Annotated in this window: 17 protein-coding genes; 6 read left to right on the plus strand and 11 right to left on the minus strand. The window is 69.7% G+C overall.

From position 1 onward, the window contains the following. Window positions 1–158: 158 nt before the first annotated feature. Window positions 159–1,547: an HNH endonuclease signature motif containing protein gene (locus tag AC0L6F_RS08075; RefSeq protein ID WP_473539871.1), complete on the plus strand. Its 1,389-nt coding sequence runs from the start codon at window positions 159–161 to the stop codon at window positions 1,545–1,547. Between the two features lie 23 nt (window positions 1,548–1,570). On the opposite strand, the gene AC0L6F_RS08080 is transcribed toward AC0L6F_RS08075, so the two are convergent. Both AC0L6F_RS08080 and AC0L6F_RS08085 read right to left on the minus strand, forming a co-directional pair. Then, on the minus strand, window positions 1,571–2,959 hold the full coding sequence (locus AC0L6F_RS08080) for a glycine--tRNA ligase (RefSeq protein ID WP_473539873.1): 1,389 nt from the start codon (window positions 2,957–2,959) through the stop codon (window positions 1,571–1,573). A gap of 90 nt (window positions 2,960–3,049) precedes the next feature. Beyond that, the gene (locus AC0L6F_RS08085; protein ID WP_435526255.1) at window positions 3,050–3,469 is read right to left on the minus strand and encodes a DUF4870 domain-containing protein; all 420 of its coding nucleotides are present in this window, start codon (window positions 3,467–3,469) and stop codon (window positions 3,050–3,052) included. Window positions 3,470–3,574: 105 nt separating this feature from the next. Between AC0L6F_RS08085 and AC0L6F_RS08090 the strand changes: the two genes are divergently transcribed. Then, window positions 3,575–4,165 (plus strand): class I SAM-dependent methyltransferase, encoded by a 591-nt coding sequence (locus AC0L6F_RS08090; RefSeq protein WP_473539874.1) that lies wholly within the window; start codon window positions 3,575–3,577, stop codon window positions 4,163–4,165. 342 nt (window positions 4,166–4,507) lie between these two features. Here AC0L6F_RS08090 and menC read toward each other — a convergent pair whose 3' ends face one another. The 4 genes from menC to AC0L6F_RS08110 all read right to left on the minus strand — a co-directional run bounded on the left by menC (window position 4,508) and on the right by AC0L6F_RS08110 (window position 7,230). Then, window positions 4,508–5,641: an o-succinylbenzoate synthase gene (menC, locus tag AC0L6F_RS08095; protein ID WP_473539875.1), complete on the minus strand. Its 1,134-nt coding sequence runs from the start codon at window positions 5,639–5,641 to the stop codon at window positions 4,508–4,510. A 78-nt stretch (window positions 5,642–5,719) separates the two neighbouring features. After that, complete coding sequence (locus tag AC0L6F_RS08100) at window positions 5,720–5,860, minus strand: hypothetical protein (protein ID WP_473539876.1); 141 nt, start codon at window positions 5,858–5,860, stop codon at window positions 5,720–5,722. Window positions 5,861–5,990: 130 nt separating this feature from the next. Then, window positions 5,991–6,386 (minus strand): hypothetical protein, encoded by a 396-nt coding sequence (locus AC0L6F_RS08105; protein ID WP_473539877.1) that lies wholly within the window; start codon window positions 6,384–6,386, stop codon window positions 5,991–5,993. 127 nt (window positions 6,387–6,513) lie between these two features. After that, complete coding sequence (locus tag AC0L6F_RS08110) at window positions 6,514–7,230, minus strand: GNAT family N-acetyltransferase (protein ID WP_473539878.1); 717 nt, start codon at window positions 7,228–7,230, stop codon at window positions 6,514–6,516. A gap of 119 nt (window positions 7,231–7,349) precedes the next feature. Between AC0L6F_RS08110 and AC0L6F_RS08115 the strand changes: the two genes are divergently transcribed. From AC0L6F_RS08115 to AC0L6F_RS08125, 3 genes are all read left to right on the plus strand, one after another. Continuing rightward, window positions 7,350–8,621 (plus strand): MFS transporter, encoded by a 1,272-nt coding sequence (locus AC0L6F_RS08115; protein WP_473539879.1) that lies wholly within the window; start codon window positions 7,350–7,352, stop codon window positions 8,619–8,621. 39 nt (window positions 8,622–8,660) lie between these two features. Next, window positions 8,661–10,136 (plus strand): peptide MFS transporter, encoded by a 1,476-nt coding sequence (locus tag AC0L6F_RS08120; RefSeq protein WP_473539880.1) that lies wholly within the window; start codon window positions 8,661–8,663, stop codon window positions 10,134–10,136. A 105-nt stretch (window positions 10,137–10,241) separates the two neighbouring features. Further along, window positions 10,242–10,388 carry a hypothetical protein gene (locus tag AC0L6F_RS08125; RefSeq protein ID WP_473539881.1) on the plus strand — a complete coding sequence of 49 codons (147 nt, stop codon included), beginning with the start codon at window positions 10,242–10,244 and terminating at the stop codon, window positions 10,386–10,388. A 17-nt stretch (window positions 10,389–10,405) separates the two neighbouring features. On the opposite strand, the gene AC0L6F_RS08130 is transcribed toward AC0L6F_RS08125, so the two are convergent. Continuing rightward, window positions 10,406–10,834: a MarR family winged helix-turn-helix transcriptional regulator gene (locus tag AC0L6F_RS08130; RefSeq protein ID WP_473539883.1), complete on the minus strand. Its 429-nt coding sequence runs from the start codon at window positions 10,832–10,834 to the stop codon at window positions 10,406–10,408. Between the two features lie 282 nt (window positions 10,835–11,116). Between AC0L6F_RS08130 and AC0L6F_RS08135 the strand changes: the two genes are divergently transcribed. After that, window positions 11,117–12,874: a tannase/feruloyl esterase family alpha/beta hydrolase gene (locus AC0L6F_RS08135; RefSeq protein WP_473539884.1), complete on the plus strand. Its 1,758-nt coding sequence runs from the start codon at window positions 11,117–11,119 to the stop codon at window positions 12,872–12,874. 91 nt (window positions 12,875–12,965) lie between these two features. Here AC0L6F_RS08135 and AC0L6F_RS08140 read toward each other — a convergent pair whose 3' ends face one another. The 4 genes from AC0L6F_RS08140 to AC0L6F_RS08155 are packed head-to-tail and all read right to left on the minus strand — an operon-like array spanning window position 12,966 to window position 17,365. Beyond that, window positions 12,966–13,868: a sugar phosphate isomerase/epimerase family protein gene (locus AC0L6F_RS08140; RefSeq protein WP_473539885.1), complete on the minus strand. Its 903-nt coding sequence runs from the start codon at window positions 13,866–13,868 to the stop codon at window positions 12,966–12,968. Further along, window positions 13,865–14,266 (minus strand): C-glycoside deglycosidase beta subunit domain-containing protein, encoded by a 402-nt coding sequence (locus AC0L6F_RS08145; RefSeq protein WP_274636073.1) that lies wholly within the window; start codon window positions 14,264–14,266, stop codon window positions 13,865–13,867. Before AC0L6F_RS08145 ends, AC0L6F_RS08140 begins: the two co-directional genes overlap by 4 nt. 19 nt (window positions 14,267–14,285) lie before the next feature. Continuing rightward, on the minus strand, window positions 14,286–15,866 hold the full coding sequence (locus AC0L6F_RS08150) for a GMC oxidoreductase (protein WP_473539886.1): 1,581 nt from the start codon (window positions 15,864–15,866) through the stop codon (window positions 14,286–14,288). After that, entirely contained in the window at window positions 15,863–17,365 is a 1,503-nt protein-coding gene (locus AC0L6F_RS08155; RefSeq protein WP_473539887.1) for an MDR family MFS transporter, read from the minus strand. Before AC0L6F_RS08155 ends, AC0L6F_RS08150 begins: the two co-directional genes overlap by 4 nt. Between the last annotated feature and the right edge of the window lie 18 nt (window positions 17,366–17,383).

Genomic DNA, 17,383 nt, shown 5'->3' on the forward strand with positions numbered 1-17,383 from the left:
CGGTGACGGACCCGCTCTCGCATCGAGTGTCGTACCCTGCTTCTACTCTGGATCGTATGGAAAGACATCGGGATCAGGAGAGAGTGTCGCCATCTGCTGCTCAGTCGCTGATCCGCGAGAGCGGTTCGAGTGTCGCACGCCCTCACTACTCTGGGAGGATGAGCAGCGTCGAGGTCGGGCAGGAGGAATGGTTCCCTCCCGTCCTCGTCGACGAGGATGCCGCGCTGGCCGCATACGACGACTATGTCGCCGCCCAGCCCGGCTCGGACTGGGGTGATGAGCTGATCTCGTCGGGGGCGGTGCACGACCGCGAGGTGGACGCTTTCGAGGCCGCCGCGCAGGTCGCGCGCGGTGCGACGGCACAGCTGTACGCGGCGTGCGCGCGCGTGATCGCCGACGCGATGGCCTACCCCGACGCGTGGTGCGGTCCCGACCCGACGAGGGATCCGGCCTGGCGCGACCCGCGGGATCGGACGATCGCCCAGGTGCGGGCATCCCGGGCCGAGTTCGCCGAGCGGGCCGCGGTGTGCGACCTGGCCGTGCGGGTGCACGTCTCCGAACGCACCATCCGGGCCCGGGCCGACACCGCCCGCATCCTGCAGGAACGCTGCCCCCGCACCTGGGCGGCCTTCTGCGACGGACTCCTGGACGAGCGCAACGCCGACACCGCCGCCGACCTGGCGATCACCCTCCCCGCCGATGACCCCGAGACCTGGGAGACGTTCGACCAGCGCGCCGCCGACACCGGGCAGAAGCTGCCGGTGGGCAAGTTCCGCACCTGGGCGCGGGCGCTGCGCGAGCGGCTGCATCCCGAGTCGATCGATGCCCGGCACGAGCGGGCCGCCGAAGACCGGCGCATCTGGACGCGGCCCGAGCTGGACGGAATGGCCGACCTCGGGATCCACGGCCCGGCCGCCGACGTCCACGCTGCCGACACCCGCGTCGACCGGATCGCCCGTCACCTGCACGAGCAGGAAGGTGAGACCCGCACTCTGGCGCAGCTCCGTGCCGACGTGGCCCTCGCCCTCCTGAACGGCGCCACCGTCGACGGAGCCGCCACCGGTGCCGCCGCAGGAAGGCCGGCGGTCGCGATCACCGTCCCGGTGATGACCCTGCTCGGTCGGTCGGATGAGCCGGCGATCCTGGACGGATTCGGACCCATCGACCTGAACACGGCGAAGAAGCTCGCCGGGGATGCGTCCTCGTGGGTGCGCATCCTCACCCACCCCGTGGATGGCACGGTCCTGGACGTGGATCGCACCACATACCGGATCCCGAAGGCCCTGCGCCGCTGGTTGGGCATCCGCGACAAGGTCTGCGCCTTCCCGGGCTGCGGTCGCCTCGCCCGGGACTGCGACATCGACCACAGGACCGAGTGGCAGCACGGCGGGAAGACCGCCGCCGACAACGCCGGGCCGTTGTGCGAACATCACCACGTGGTGAAGACCGAGACGCTGTGGCAGCCCCACACCGATCCCGATAGCGGGGCCACCTGGTGGGTGTCGCCGACGGCGAAGGTCACCGACGCCGACCCGCCGCCTTGGTGACGCCCCGGTGGTGGTACGCCTCTCTACGCGCCCTTCAGCCGCTCCGCGAGGTACTGCTCGACCGCCGTCAGCGGAACGCGCTCCTGCGCCATGCTGTCGCGATCGCGCACCGTGACGGCGTCGTCGTCGAGTGAGTCGAAGTCGACGGTCACGCAGAACGGGGTGCCGACCTCGTCCTGCCGACGGTAGCGACGGCCGATGGCGCCCGCATCGTCGAAGTCGGTGTTCCACCCGTGGCCGCGCAGCGTCTCGGCCAGCTGCCGCGCCATCGGCGACAGCCTCTCGTTGCGACTCAGCGGCAGCACGGCGACCTTGACCGGCGCCAGCCGCGGGTCGAGCTTCAGGACCGTGCGGGTGTCGGTGCCGCCCTTGGCGTTGGGCGCCTCCTCTTCCCGGTAGGCGTCCACCAGGAACGCCATCATCGCCCGGGTCAGGCCGAACGAGGGCTCGATCACATACGGCAGATACTTCTCGCCCGAGGCCTGATCGAAGTACGTGAGCGACTGGCCCGAGGCATCCGTGTGGTTCTTCAGGTCGAAGTCGGTGCGATCGGCCACCCCCATCAGCTCGCCCCACTCCTTGCCGATGAAGCCGAAGCGGTACTCCAGGTCGATGGTGGCGTGCGAGTAGTGCGCGCGGTCCTCTTCGGGCACGTCGAAGCGGCGCATGTTGTCGGGGTCCAGGCCGAGGTCGGTGAACCAGTTCCAGCATTCCTCGACCCAGTGCTCGAACCACTGGCCGGCATCGGCCGGCGGGACGAAGTACTCGATCTCCATCTGCTCGAACTCGCGCGTGCGGAAGATGAAGTTGCCGGGGGTGATCTCGTTGCGGAACGCCTTGCCGACCTGCCCGACGCCGAACGGCGGCTTCTTGCGCGAGGTCTGCACGACGTTGGCGAAGTTGATGAAGATGCCCTGCGCGGTCTCGGGCCGCAGGTACTGCAGTCCGGACTCATCGTCGACCACACCCAGGTAGGTCTTCATCAGACCCGAGAACGCCTTCGGCTCGGTGTACCGGCCCTTCGTGCCGCAGTTCGGGCATGGCACGTCGGCGAGACCGTTCTCTGCCGTGCGGCCCTTGCGCGCCTCGAAGTCCTCGATGAGCGTGTCGGCACGGAACCGCTTGTGGCACTGCAGACACTCCACCAGCGGATCGGTGAACGTCGTGAGGTGTCCGGATGCCTCCCACACCCGCTTCGGCAGGATCACCGACGAGTCCAAGCCGACCATGTCGCCGCGCCCGCGGACGAACGTCTGCCACCACTGCCTGCGGATGTTCTCCTTCAGCTCGGTGCCGAGTGGGCCGTAGTCCCATGCCGAGCGAGAGCCGCCGTAGATCTCACCAGCCTGGAACACGAACCCGCGATGACGGGCGAGGGCGATGACTTTGTCGAGGCGCGACGGCTCGGCCATGGTGGCTCCAATGGTCGGAAAGAAAGGAGGATGCCGCAAAGCTGCGGCATCCTCGATTCTATCGGCGCGGGGCAGACGCCCCGCCGGGCCTCACTTGATGAACGGGATCGTCATCGGGTACGAGTAGTACTCGCCCCTGTTCGCCTTCACTGCGGCGATGATCGAGAACACGATGTTCACGATCCAGGCGGCCAGCATGATGAGCAGTCCGATGAAGATGAACGCCGTGATCCAGCCGACGATCCAGGCGATCAGCAGCGTGAGCTGGAAGTTCAGCGCCGTCTTGGTGTGCGCGTTGATGAACGGGCCGCGGTCCTTCAGGACGAGGTACCCGATCAGTGCCGGGATGAACTCGAAGAAGATGCCGCCGATGTGCACGAGCGTCGCCCAGAGCTTCTCGTCGGACGGGTTCATCGGCTGGGGCCCCTGCGCGTAGCCGCCGGGCGGCGGGACCGGCGGACCCTGCGGCGGAACGGGCGGCTGCTGAGGAGGAATCGGCGGTGTGCTCACGGGCATGAGCCTAGGGGGTAACTATGCGCGGGCGCCAGAGGCGGAGCAGAGCGACGATGACAATTGTCATGGCGTTGGATGCCCCGGTCCACGCAGACTGGAGGCATGGCCAAGCCCCTCATGATCGACGACGACGCCCTGGACGACCTCGAGCGCGAGCTCATGGGCCGCGCCCGAGGGCGCGTGCTCGAGATCGGCGCCGGCCGCGGCGAGAACTTCGGCGCGTTCCGGCCCGACATCGCGTGGCACGGCCTCGAACCCGATGCCGAACGGCGTGCGGAACTCGCGCGGCGCGCCCGCGAGTGGGGTCACGAGGCGTCGCCGATGGATGCCGTGGCCGAGCAGCTGCCGTTGGGTGAGGCATCCGTCGACACCGTCGTCGCGACGTACGTGCTGTGCACCGTGACGGATGTCGAGACCGCCGTCGCGGAGGCGCGGCGCGTGCTCACGCCCGGCGGCCGGGTCCTGCTGGTCGAGCATGTGCTCGCGCCGCACAGCGCGACGATGCGCGGGCTGCAGCATGTGGCGACGCCGTTCACGAAGCGCTGGTGCGGCGGATGCCACCAGGACCGCGATCCGCTGCCCGCGCTGCGGGCGGCCGGGTTCACCGACGTCGAGGTGCGCCACCGTCGTGTGCACGACCGGCCGCTGCCGCCGGAATCGATCCTTCTGTACGAGGGGGTTGCGCCGCGGTAGCAAGGCGCCCGTCACACCGGCCGGGCACCCGCACCGGAATGCCCGGTTCTTCGCTCACCTCGGCCAGGTCCCTGAGCGAGCGCAGCGCCAGGTCCCTGAGCGAGCGCAGCCCCCCAGGTCCCTGAGCGAGCGCAGCCCCCCAGGTCCCTGAGCGAGCGCAGCCCCAGGACCCTGAGCGAGCGCAGCGAGACGAAGGGCCGATACCCGCCCACAACCCCGCACGCTTCGTCTCGGTCGCTGCGCTCCCTCGCTCAGCGAGCTGCCATTCTCCGCGCCCCTGAGCGAGCGCAGCCCCCCAGGTCCCTGAGCGAGCGCAGCGAGACGAAGGGCCCGGAAGCTCCTTCAGCGCCGCAGCTCGACCCGATCGACGGTGAACTCGTCGAGTGCGGCGGGGTCGATCTGGATGCCCAGCCCCGGACCGGTCGGCACCGCGATGTGCCCGTCCTCGAGCACGGCCGGCTCGGTGACGATGTCGCGGGCGTAGAACCGGCTCGACGCGGACACGTCCCCGGGCAGCGTGAAGCCGGGCAGCGCGGCCAGGGCTGCGTTGGCGGCACGGCCGATTCCCGTCTCGAGCATCCCGCCGCACCACACCGGCACCCCAGCATCCCGACACAGATCGTGGATGCGGACGGCCTCGAGATACCCGCCGATCCGGCCGGCCTTGATGTTGATGACGGAAGTCGCTTCCAGCGCGAGCGCGTCGCCCGCGGCCTTGGCCGAGGTGATCGACTCGTCCAGGCAGATCGGCGTGCGCAGCCGCCGCGCGAGAGTCGCGTGGTCGACGATGTCGTCCTCGGCCAGCGGCTGTTCGATCAGCAGCAGGTCGAAGCGATCCAGCTCGGCGAGCGTGTCGACATCGGCGAGCGTGTAGGCCGAGTTGGCGTCGACCTGCAGCGGGATCGCGCCGAATGCATCGCGCACGGCGGCGGTCTCGGCGACATCCCGACCGGGCTTGATCTTGATCTTGATCCGCACGTAGCCCTCGTCGAGGTACCCGCGCACGGTGTCCACGAGGGTGGCCGCATCGCGCTGGATTCCCACCGATACGCCGGAGGGCACGCGGTCGCGGACCGCGCCGAGGTACTCGCCGAGCGGACGGCCTTCCGTGCGCAGCGCAGCATCCAGCACCGCCAGCTCGATGCCGGCCTTGGCCATCCGATGCCCGATGAACGGGTCGAGGATGCCGGCGACCTGCTCGGGTGCGACGGTGTGCGCATCCAGCAGCGCCGGGACGAGGAAGCGCTGGGCGACATCCCACGCGCCGTGCGTGTATTCACTGGAGTACAGCGGAGCGTGCTGCGTGACGATCTCGCCCCAGCCGTCGCCGTCGCCGGTGAGGGCGCGCACGACGATCACCTCGCGCACCGACTCGGTGCCGAACGACGTCGTGAACGGGGCGACCAGCGGGATGTGCAGGACGCGCAGCTCGAACCCCTCGAGGGCGATGGATGCCGCGGGGCGGGCGATGGGCATGGCCCCAGGCTATCCCCGGTCAGAGCATCGGCATCCAGTGGGGTCAGGGACCAGGTCCGGACAGGGCATCAGGCCCGGTCAGGGCATCGGCATCCAGTGCGGGATGCGCAGCGCCTGGTCGCGCACCGGGCGGAACGTCGAGCGGCGCCGGTCGTGACGGTGCAGTGTGCGGTGGAGCATCCGGCGGAGCACGCGGACCGGCTGGGTCGTGGCATCCATCTGCAGCTCCCCTCCTCGGCGGTATGGCTTGCCGGGAAGAGGAGGATGCTGCTCACGCAGATACACACCGTCGGCGCGCGGCGTGGTGTTCGTCAGCGGGCGGCGCGGCGGGCGACGCTGTGCGGCGGCGTCAGCGGGCGACGCTGCGGGCGCCGAACTCGCGCCCGTCCGGGTCGTCCTCGCGACGCGGGCGCAGCCCCCCGGGGGCCGGCCAGGGCAGTTCGAATCGGGTCACGGGCACGTCGATCGCACCGAAGTCATCGGTCTGCACGACGACGTGGTCGGGCGTGACCTCGACCATCCGCACGCGCAGGGGCGGGGCATCCGCGCGGTCCAGCATCCAGATGTCGGCGAGCCAGCCGATCCCGCGGCGCTCGAGGACGGCCTCGGCGTCCAGCCAGTCGATCGGCTCGGACGCGTCCCGCCCGAGCAGGTCGACGGCAACCCAGTCGTCTCCGGCCGGCCGGATCCACCCGACCAGCTCGCCGTCGTCGCGACGGTGTTCGGTCCAGTCTGCAGGGAGCATCCGCCCACCCTACCGGCGCCCGGCGACGACAACCTCGGCGAACCGAAGACAACCTCGGCGGACCGGCGACAACCTCGGCGAACCGAGGACAACCTCGGCGAACCAAGGACAACCTCGGCGGCGGGGGTCAGGGGCGGGTGAAGAGGTAGCCGCGATCGTCGGCGAAGCCGGCGGCGACCAGGCCGTCCCCCAGGTGTCCGAGGAACTCCTCGCGCACGCGCCGGCGCCAGGCTGCGGCATCCTCCGGCGATCTCGCCCGCACGGCCTCGATGTCCGGCGGCACGGCCACCGTCGCCTCCACCCGATCCGGTTCGGGCGTCGGCGCCGGCGGCGCCGCCAGCGCCCACGAGACCAGCAGCCGATCCGACTCGTCGCCGCGGTTCACGCCGTCGTCCATCGGGCCGTACTGGTTCACCAGGTACTCCGACACCCGGGTGCCCAGCACGCGCAGGTTGAAGTGCGCGTTGCGGGCCACCAGCGGATCGAACGTCCAGGTGATGTGCCCGACGCCGCGCGCGAGCGCCCACTCGCGCTGGTGCAGTTTGAGGGCTCGGCCGAGCTCGTGTCCGCGATGCGAGGGCAGGATGCCGGTGATGTGCGAATGCATCGACCGGGCCGACGGCTGCTCGAAGAACGCCACCGACGCGCCGATCATCCGCTCGCCGTCGTACAGTCCGACCGCGTAGTTGCCGGAGTGCGCGAGCGCCCGCAGCAGGTTCGCCGGCATGCCGCTGCGGTCACCGCCCCACACTTCGCCCAGCACCGCCGAGGCGGCGAACACCTGCTCGATCGTGTCGAGGGGGCGGATGCGGATGCCTGCCGGCAGCGCGTACTCCTGTGCCATGAGCCCAGTTTCGCACCGCGGTGAGCACGCGGGAAGGGGAGCGACAGGACCGGCGACGGCCCGACCGATAGCCTGGATCGGTGAACCGGGACGAGGACAGCAGAAGACGCCTCACCCGGATGCCGCGGCAAGGGGCGATCGTCGCGGTCCTCGCGATCGCGGGCCTGGCCTCGTCGTTCATGTTCACCCTGGTCGTGCCGATCCAGGCCAAGCTGCCCGAACTCCTGCACGCCAGTCGCGAGGACACCGCCTGGGTGGTCACCGCGACGCTCGTGGCCGCCGCCGTCATGACGCCGATCGCCGGACGCCTGGGCGACATGTACGGCAAGCGCCGGATCGTCCTTGTGCTGCTGGCCGTGCTGGTGCTCGGCTCGGTCATCGCCGCGGTCTCTCCCGGGATCATCGGCGTGGTGATCGGCCGCACGCTGCAGGGCGCGGTGACCGGCGTGATCCCGCTGGGCATCTCGATCCTGCGCGATGTGCTGCACGAGGATCGGGTGGATCCGGCGATCGCGCTGATCAGCGCGACGCTCGGCGTCGGTGCCGCCCTGGGTCTGCCCATCAGCGCCCTGATCACCGAGCACAGCGACTGGCACGTGCTGTTCTGGATGGCGGCGGCCCTGGGCGCGGTCGTGTTCGGCCTCGTCCTGTGGATCGTGCCGGTCAGCGTGCTGCGCACCGCCGGCCGCTTCGACTACGTCGGCGCCGTCGGGCTCGCGATCGGCCTGGTCGGCGTGCTGCTGGCGATCTCGCGCGGGAACGAGTGGGGCTGGGCCTCGCCGCCGGTGCTGGTCTGCGGAATCGGCGGTCTCGTGCTGCTGCTGGCCTGGGGCTGGTACGAACTGCGCATCGACGACCCGCTGCTCGACCTGCGCGTGGCCGCGCGACGCCCGGTGCTGCTGACGAACATCGCCTCGGTGGCGATGGGGTTCGCGCTGTTCGGCTCGAACGTCATCTACCCGCAGATCCTCGAGCTGCCGGTGGGCACCAGCTCGGGGTTCGGGCTGTCGCTGGTGGCGGCGAGCCTGGTGGTGATGCCGTCCGGCCTGGTGATGATGGTGCTCTCGCCGTTCTCCGGGCGCCTCGCGCGCGCGTTCGGGCCGCGGCTGCTCCTGCTGCTGGGGGCCGTGGCGCTGATCGCCGCCTACGGCTACACCCTCGTGTTCTCCACCGAGGTGTGGCAGATCCTCGTGGCCAACATCCTGATCGGCGTGGGCATCGGTTTCGGCTACGCGGCGATGCCGATGCTGATCATGCGCTCGGTGCCACCGGCCGCGTTCCAGCTGTCGTTCGTGCTCGGCGGGGCCGCCGCGCTGGCCGCGCTGCTGGTGGCGCTGTTCATCCCCGCCGCACGCGACGCCCAGGAGCGGCATCCGTCCCTGCCGGAATAGGGCCCGCGCGAACGGGGCATCCCGGTTACCGTGGAATCCATGAGCACGCCGGAGAAGTCCGCGCCGACCGCGCATGGCAGTTCTGACACCCGGTTCTTCGGGCAGCCGTGGGCCCTGGCCCACGTGTTCGGGGTGGAGATGTGGGAGCGGTTCAGCTTCTACGGCATGCAGGGCATCCTGCTCATCTACCTGTACTACTCGGTCGCCGACGGCGGGCTGGGGCTCGATCAAGGCGTGGCCGGCGGCATCGTCGGCGCCTACGGCGGCGCCGTGTATCTGTCCACCGTGCTGGGGGCGTGGATCGCAGACCGGATGCTGGGGTCCGAGCGGGTGCTGTTCTACAGCGCGATCGTCATCATGGCCGGGCACCTCGCGCTCGCCCTGGTCCCGGGCCTTATCGGCGTCGGGATCGGGCTGGTGCTGGTCGCGGTCGGCTCGGGCGGGCTCAAGGCCAACGCGACCTCGGTGGTCGGCACCCTCTACTCGCCGGAGGACACCCGGCGAGACGCCGGCTTCTCGCTGTTCTACCTGGGCATCAACCTGGGCGCGTTCCTCGGTCCGATCCTGACCGGGCTGCTGCAGTCCACGATCGGCTTCCACTGGGGCTTCGGACTGGCCGCCTTCGGCATGGCGCTCGGCCTCGTCCAGTACTCGTTCGGCCGGCGGCAGCTGCCCGCCGAGGCCAGTCACGTGGCCAATCCCCTGCCCAGGAGCGGATACCGCTGGGTGTGGATCGTCGCCGCGGCGGCGATCGTGCTGATCGTCGTGCTGGTGCTGGTCCGCGTCATCCGCGCCGACAACCTGTCGACCATCGTCATCCTGGCCACCGTGGCCGCCGCGATCGCCTATTTCGCGGTGATCCTGTCCAGCCGGCGCATCGACGCCACCGAGCGGTCGCGAGTGTGGGCGTTCCTGCCGCTGTTCATCACGAGCGTGGCGTTCTGGTCGCTCTACCAGCAGCAGTTCACGGTGCTGACGGTGTACTCCGACCAGCGCCTGGACCGGAGTCTGTTCGGATGGGAGATGCCGGTCTCGTGGGTGCAGTCGATCAACCCGGTCTTCATCATCATCCTGTCCGGCGTGTTCGCCGCGATCTGGACCAAGCTGGGCAGACGCCAGCCGTCCACCCCGGTGAAGTTCGCGCTGGCGGCGATCATCATGGGCGGCGCGTTCCTGCTCTTCCTGCCGTTCGCGGACGGCGGGCCCAACTCGACGCCGCTGCTGGCGATCGTCGGGATCCTGTTCGTGTTCACCGTCGCCGAGCTGCTGCTGTCGCCGGTCGGGCTGTCGGTGACGACCAAGCTCGCCCCGGCCGCCTTCCACACCCAGATGGTCGCGCTGTTCTTCCTCTCCGTGGCGCTGGGCACAGCGATCTCGGGGTGGCTCGTGCAGTTCTACGACCCGAAGAACGAAGTCCCGTACTTCGCCATTCTCGGCGGCATCGCCATCCTCGTCGGGATCGGCCTGGGCCTGGCCGCCAAGCCCGTGCTGGCGCTGATGCGGGGAGTGCGCTGAGGCGCACTGTCAACCCCCTCGTCACACGCGGCCGGCGGCATAGCGTCGCACGCACGACGAAGGGAGACGCAGATGTCGACAGGAGCATTCCCACCCCCGATCCCGATGGGCGACGACGACCCTGAGGCCGGGGCGATGCGGGAGGACGACGACGGCGACGAGGTCCTCGATGAGGACGCAAACGACGACCTCATCGACAGCGCCGAGGCCGACCGCCTCGCCGTCGAGGGTGAGGACGACGAGTTCGACTAGCCTCGGCGGACCGAGGTTCACTCCTCGAGCGCGACGATGCCGAGCAGACGGAGGAGTTCGGCGCGCTCGTCCGCGGACAATCCGGCCGTGAGGGGCGTCGTGGCGGCGTCCAGCGCGGCCGCTGCCGCCACGGCGAGCCGCCGACCCGAGCGGGTCGCGCGGATGAGCGTCACCCGACGGTCCGCCGCATCGGGCACCCGCTCGACCGACCCGCGCTCGGTGAGTTGGTCGACGAGGCGCAGCACCCGACTCGGGTCGAGGCACAGGATCCGGCCCAGCTCACGTTGTGACCGGGGCGAAACGGACGCCAGCTCGAGCAGGGCATAGGGCTTGATCGAGAGGTCGAAGGGGGCCAGGGCCGCGTCCGAGGCCTTGGCCGCGAGGTACGAGAAGCGCGACGCGAGGAAGCCCGGGTTGCCTCTGAGGGCGCCGATCCGTTCTTCCACTGCTGTCGATTCCACGTTCGTTCAGACCCCCGGACCGAAGTCTAACCGTGGCCGCGCCGGTGCCCACGCGGAGGATGAGGCCATTCTCATCTCGTTGTTTCGAACAATCATTGTCAGAAACAACGACCTCTCCCTACACTCGGTATCGTCGGCCGCAACGTCGCGGACGACGTGACCGCCTCGGTGCGCGCTGTCGCATCACGGCAGAGTGGAGAGGATCCGCATGTCCGTCAACACGAAATGCACATGCTCATCGCGCCTCGCAGGGGCGGGAGGCCGTCGATGAGAACGCGACTGCGCTCCACCGCCCTGGTCGCCGCGGCAGCGGCGACGCTCCTGGTGGGCATCGGCATCGGGCCCGCCGTCTCGGCCTCCACCTCGCCCTCCGGCGCACACCCCGGACACAGCGCCCACCACGATCAGCGACCCGTTCAGGCACACCCGAGCGGGCTGGAGGAGTGCGCGGGCCTCGCCGACTTCAGCTACCCGAACACCACGATCGACTCGGTCGCCACGGTGGCGGCCGGAGTGCTCAGCAACGGCGGCGAGCCGATCGGCGCCCACTGCCTCGTGAAGGGCCGGATGAACCAGAGGGTCAGTCCGGTCGATGGCCAGCCCTACGCGATCGGCTTCGAGATGCGCCTGCCCACCGGCTGGAGCGGCCGCTATCTCTACCAGGCCAACGGCGGCATCGACGGCAGCGTCGCGACCGCGATCGGCGGAGTGGGCGGCGGGGAGAGCGGCCTGCAGATGGGCATGGCCGTGATCAGCTCGGACGCCGGCCACACCGGCAGCCAGAACCCCACCTTCGGCCTCGACCCGCAGGCGCGGCTCGATTACGGCTATCAGGCGGTCGGCACATTGACCCCGATGGCCAAGGCGCTCGTCGCCGCCGCCTACGGCCGCGGTCCTGACGTCTCGTACATGACCGGCGGCTCCAACGGCGGCCGGCACACGATGGTCGGGGCGGCCCGGTACGCCGACGAGTACGACGGCTTCCTCGCGGTCTCTCCCGGGTTCGATCTGCCGCAGGCCGCCGTCGCCCAGCTCTGGGGCGCTCAGCAGTGGGCCACCGTCGCCACCGAGCACGACCTGAACTCCGCGTTCACCCCCGCCGAACGGCAGACGGTCGCGCAGGCGATCCTGGCCGCGTGCGATCGCCTCGACGGCCTCAAGGACGGCATGGTGCAGGCATCGCAGAAGTGTCAGAGGGTCTTCTCCGTGGCTCGGGACGTTCCGACCTGTGACTCGGGACGCGACGGCACCTGCCTGACACGCGCGCAGAAGAACGTGGTCGCCAAGGTCTTCGCCGGCGCGAAGACGAGCACGGGCAAGAAGATCTATGCGTCCTTCCCCTACGACCCCGGCCTGGCACAGTCGGGATGGGCGGGGTGGAAGTTCTCCTCCTCGATCAGCAACCGCGACCCGGCCGCGATGGGGTACGTGTTCACGTCACCGCCCGACGCCCCGGCCCTGGACGACTTCTACGACTACGCGCTGACCGTCGACATCGATCGGATCGCCGCATCCATCTATCAGACGAGCGGAATCTACACCGAGAGCGCGATGCAGTTCATGACGCCGCCGCAGCCGACGAAGCTCGACACCCTGCGCGACAACGGCGGCAAGATGATCGTGATCCACGGCGCGGCCGACGGCGTCTTCTCGCCGGACGACACAGCCCGGTGGTACGACAGCCTCGACAAGCGGTACAAGGGCAAGGCCGGACAGTTCGTGCGGTACTTCGAAGTGCCCGGCATGGGCCATGTGCGCGGAGGCCCGGCCACCGATCAGTACCGGGCGCTCGCGGCGCTCATCGACTGGGTCGAGCGCGGTGACGCGCCGGACCGCCTCGTCGCGACCGTGAACCCGTCCAACCCCGAGCTGCCGTCGGGGTGGTCGCTGGACCGCAGCCGCCCGCTCTGCGTGTACCCGGCGGTGGCGACCTACCGCAAGGGCGACCCGGATGCCGCGTCCAGCTTCGCCTGCAAGCAGGACAACTCGAACGGGCATCGAGGGAAGGGCGGGAGCAGTCGCTGACGCTGCCCATCGTCCGAGCGAGCAGACGGCCGGCCTCACGGATGCATGAGGTCGGCCGTCTGCTCGTCGACGATCACGACAGACGGGCCGGTCAGGCCCGCTCAGCCGCGATCGATCGGATCAGCGCGTGCTGCCGGCGCAGCTGGTCGGGCGCTCGGTACAGCTCACGGTGCCCTTCGTACTCGCTGGAGAACCATCCGCTGTATCCGGCGTCGAGCGCGACGTCGAGGATCTCGCGCCACGGGATGTAGTGGTCGACCAGCTCGTCGTCGACCTCGTAGAACTTCGCCTGGAAGTACACCACGTGCTCCATCACGTCGGCGAGGTCCGACACCGGCACGAACGGCACCTCCGGCGGGCGTGCGCTGCCAGTGCCCATCTGGAACGCGGCGCTCCCGCCACGGCGCGCGTACCGCTGCACGTCGAACACGCCGGTGTCGATGAGGAGGCCGAACTGCTCGGTGCCGGTGCGCTCCTTGAACTCGAGGTACTCCTCGACCACCGGCGACTTGATGACCGTCGGCCAGTGGATCTCGGGGCAGATCACGATGCCGAGCTCGGCGGCGAGGTCGAGGTTGCGCTGGACGGCGTCGGCCCAGATCGGGTCGACCCGCAGATCCTCGCTGATGACGCCGATCTTCGGCCGCAGATACGAGAAGCCGAGCCGGCCGGCCAGCCGGAGGTCGAGCTCCAACTGCGCCGCGCCCTCGGCGACGGTCATCGACCGGCCGGGAAACCGGCGGGTGTCCAGCCACGAGCCGTACAGCGTCGGGGTGAGACCCAGGCGTTCGTTGCGCGAGAACCAGGCATCGATCCACGCGGTGGACGGGTTCGGGTAGTCCCGGATGTGCCCTTCGCCGAGGATCTCGAGACCAGTCGCGCCGAGATCGGCGACATCCTCGATGCAGTCCTCGACCGTCATCGTCACACCGAGGTCCTCGGTGTAGCTGTACAGCGACACGCCGAGCCCGAAGGGCAGGTTGTCGGTGCTCATCGGACGATCACCACCTTCCGCTTCGCGGTCCAGATCGAGGGCTGCAGCTCCTCGGGGATGTACGACATGCGCACGCGGAGCACGAACGTCACGTCGTGGATGCCGCGGCTCAGGCCACCGGGCTTGGAAACCGTCAGCACGGCCGGCTCGTCCATCGGCCAGCGTGCGTCGGTGGACGCGCGCAGTTCGGCGAATGAATAGTCGCCGGTCGGCAGCGACCAGCGGATGCCCTCGCCATCGAACTCCTCACCGTCCACGACGACGGTGGGCTCGTCGAGCAGACTCGCCCACATGCCTCGGTAGTACGGGCTGCGCACGCGCAGCTGGAAGCCCGTGGGGGCTTGCTCGGGTCCGACGTTGCGGAACCCGGCTGCTTGGATCAGCGGTTCTTCGAGCATGTTCTTCCTTTCGTGTCCATCACGCAGATGCGTGGGTGAGGTCCTCGACCGCCTGCCGCGCGCCACGCACAGCGAGTGCGACGCTGGTCAGGGTGGGGTTCATCGTGTTGGCGGTGGGGATCAGCCCATTGCCGCCGACGACGAGGTTCTCGTACCCCCAGACCCGGGAGTACGGGTCGGCGACCGAGGTGTCGTCATCGGCCTCCCCCATCCGCATGGTGCCCATGTAGTGCAGGCTCGACCCGTTGGGCAGCAGACGCGGGTCGGCTACGAACGTGCCCAGCGCGTTCCCGGCGCGGCGCAGCATCCCTGTCGCGAATTCGATCTCCTTGTCTTCGCTGTCGGTGAGGGCGTACTCGATCGTCATGTTGGGCAGGGCGCGGTAGTCGAGCTCGTCATCGTCGAAGCGCACGCCGTCCTCGACGCGCGGGTGCTTGCGCACCCCGTAGCCCATGTTCACGTAACCCCACCGGTTGCCCGAGGCGGGGTGCTCCGGGTCGAGGGGGAACGGCGGGTTCTCGGCATACATGACCTGCAGCGAGATCGGGTGATCGGGTTCGGAGAACGGGATGCGGTTGACCGCCCCGACCGGATCGGCGGGGTTCTGTGCGCGGCGGGCGAGCTCACGCCCCAGCTCGTCGTCGGTGACGAGGCGCGACATCCGTTCGCCGTCCAGTGCCACGGTGCCGATCACGACGTGATGCTCGGTGAGGTAGCGGCCGAGCGCGCGAGGACGGATGCCCGACGCCCACAGCAGCTGCGGCGACCGGAACGCGTCGGCGGCGACCACCACGAGGTCGGCGGGGACGAACTCCTGCTCGTGCGTGCGCAGATCCTCGACCGTCACCCCGGTCACGCGCGTGCCGTCGCGCTCGATGCGACGTACGAAAGCGAGGTCGCGCAGCGTGAACCGCGCTGCTTCGGGCGTGCCCGATTCGATCAGGGGTCCGAGGACCACGTCGGCGCCCGCCCAACGCATCGAGCCGTCCGGTTGGGGATCGCCGGCGACGGGCAGTGTGCTCGGACCGTAGCCGTCCGGCAGCATCCCCTCGAATGCGTCGGCCAGCAGCGTGCTGATCGCGGTCGAGATCGCCGAGTCGGCGAACGCGTTGTGCTGCACGTGCAGCAGACGCTCCGCATCGGCGATGAGCTCGTCCCACTCGGCATCGGGGATGAACGGGATGCGTTCGCTGAACGAGGGGGCGGGTGTCGCGCACGTCCAGTGGGCGCCCATGCCGCCGACGTTCGTCGATGCGGCGGCGGCCGGGAACTGCTCGGCGTGCGCGGCTCCCGGGGCGCCGAAATCGAGCAGATGGGTGCCGCCCCGTGCGGTGAACATCCCCTCCACGACGACGCCTTCCGGAATGCCGAGCGATGCGCGGTGCTCTCCCGCCTGAGGACCCTGCGACCGCTCGCGCGCCGTCGCCTTCGCGACGGGGTCGACGATGTTGCGGACGCTCTCTCCCGGTGTCTCGGTCAGCTGCGGCCCCGCCTCGAACATGACGACGCGGGCGTCGGGCACCCGTTCGAGCAGCACGCGGGCGTAGGCGGACCCGATCGGTCCGCTGCCGACGATGGCGATGGTGGGCGATGTTGTCATCGGGTGCTCCTCACAGGATGCCGCGGCGCAGCCACGGGAACGTCGGGATGTTCGTCGGAGAGCCGGCCGGGCGGCAGCAGCAGCGAAGCCACGATGCCGACCGCATAGGTCGCCGCCAGCGACAGGAAGATCGGGGCGAACACGTCGCGGTACAGCTGTGCGATCTGCGTCTGATCGGCAGCGGATGCCGCATGCACGACCGCCGGCGTCAGAGAGGCCGCGTCGAGCCCGGGCGGGAGCCCGCCCGCGACGGCGAAGCCGATGACGCCGCCGATCAGGGCGGTCGCCACCGTGGCGCCGACCTGGCGGACCAGATTCACGGTCGCCGTCACCGTGCCGGTCTCACCCGGAGGTGCGGCGCTCTGCACGACGGCCACGATCAGGCTCATGAACGCCCCCGTGCCCAGCCCCACGATCGCCATCACGAGCATCGGCACCCACAGCGGCAGGCCGACCGGCAGGATCGCCATCACGGCCAGGCCCGCCGCGCCGAGGATCGTGCCCACCAGCGGGAAGACCCGATAATGACCGGTCCGGCTCGCCATCCAACCGGTCGTCAGATTGCTCACCAGCATCCCGAACACCGTTGCGATCGGCACGAATCCCGAGACGGTCGCGCTGGTGCGATACGCCATCTGGAAATAGGTGGGCAGATAGGCGGTGATCGAGAACAGCCCGATGCCGACGATGGCCGAGATCACGATGCCCGTGGCGATCGTGCGGTCGGCGAAGTGGCGCAGCGGGACGATCGGATGAGCCGCACGCAGCTCGATGACGAGGAACGCGGCAAGGCACACGGCCGCGATTGCGAACGCCACGAGGGCGGCGACCGTCTGCTGCGTGTCGACGACCCACGTCACGGCGAGCACGAGCGCGACGATCCCGCCCGTCAGGGTCGCCGATCCGGCGACGTCGAACCGGGAGCGCCCGCCGCCGGGGATGTGCGGCACGGCGATGACGGCCAGCACGAACGCGACGATGCCGACCGGCGCATTGACCCAGAACACCCACTGCCAGCTCCAGTAGTCGGTGATGAGCCCGCCGATGACCGGCCCGACGAGGATCGCGACGGGGAACGCGGCGCCGATCACCGCCATGTACTTCGGACGCTGCCGGGGCGTGGTCGTCTCGGCGATGATCGTCTGCGACATCAGCTGGAGGCCGGCAGAGCTCATCCCCTGCACGACGCGCGCGATGATGAGCCAGAGCATCGACGGCGCGAACCCGCACCCGATGGACGAGGCGATGAAGACGACCATCGAACCGAGGAAGACCGCCCGCGGCCCGATCATGTCGCCGACCTTGCCGAGCACCGGCAGCAGCACCGTGCTGGCGAGTGTGTATCCGACGACGATCCAGCTCATCTGCTCGAGCGCGCCGAGCTGTCCGGCCACAGTGGCCAGGGCGGTCGAGACGACGGTGTTGTCCAGCGCCCCGAGGAACGAGACGGTCAACAGCGAGATGACGAGGAAGCGGAACCTCAGCGGCGAGAGTGGCATGATTCAGTCACCCGAACG

The organism is Microbacterium sp. G2-16M, from assembly GCF_055809115.1.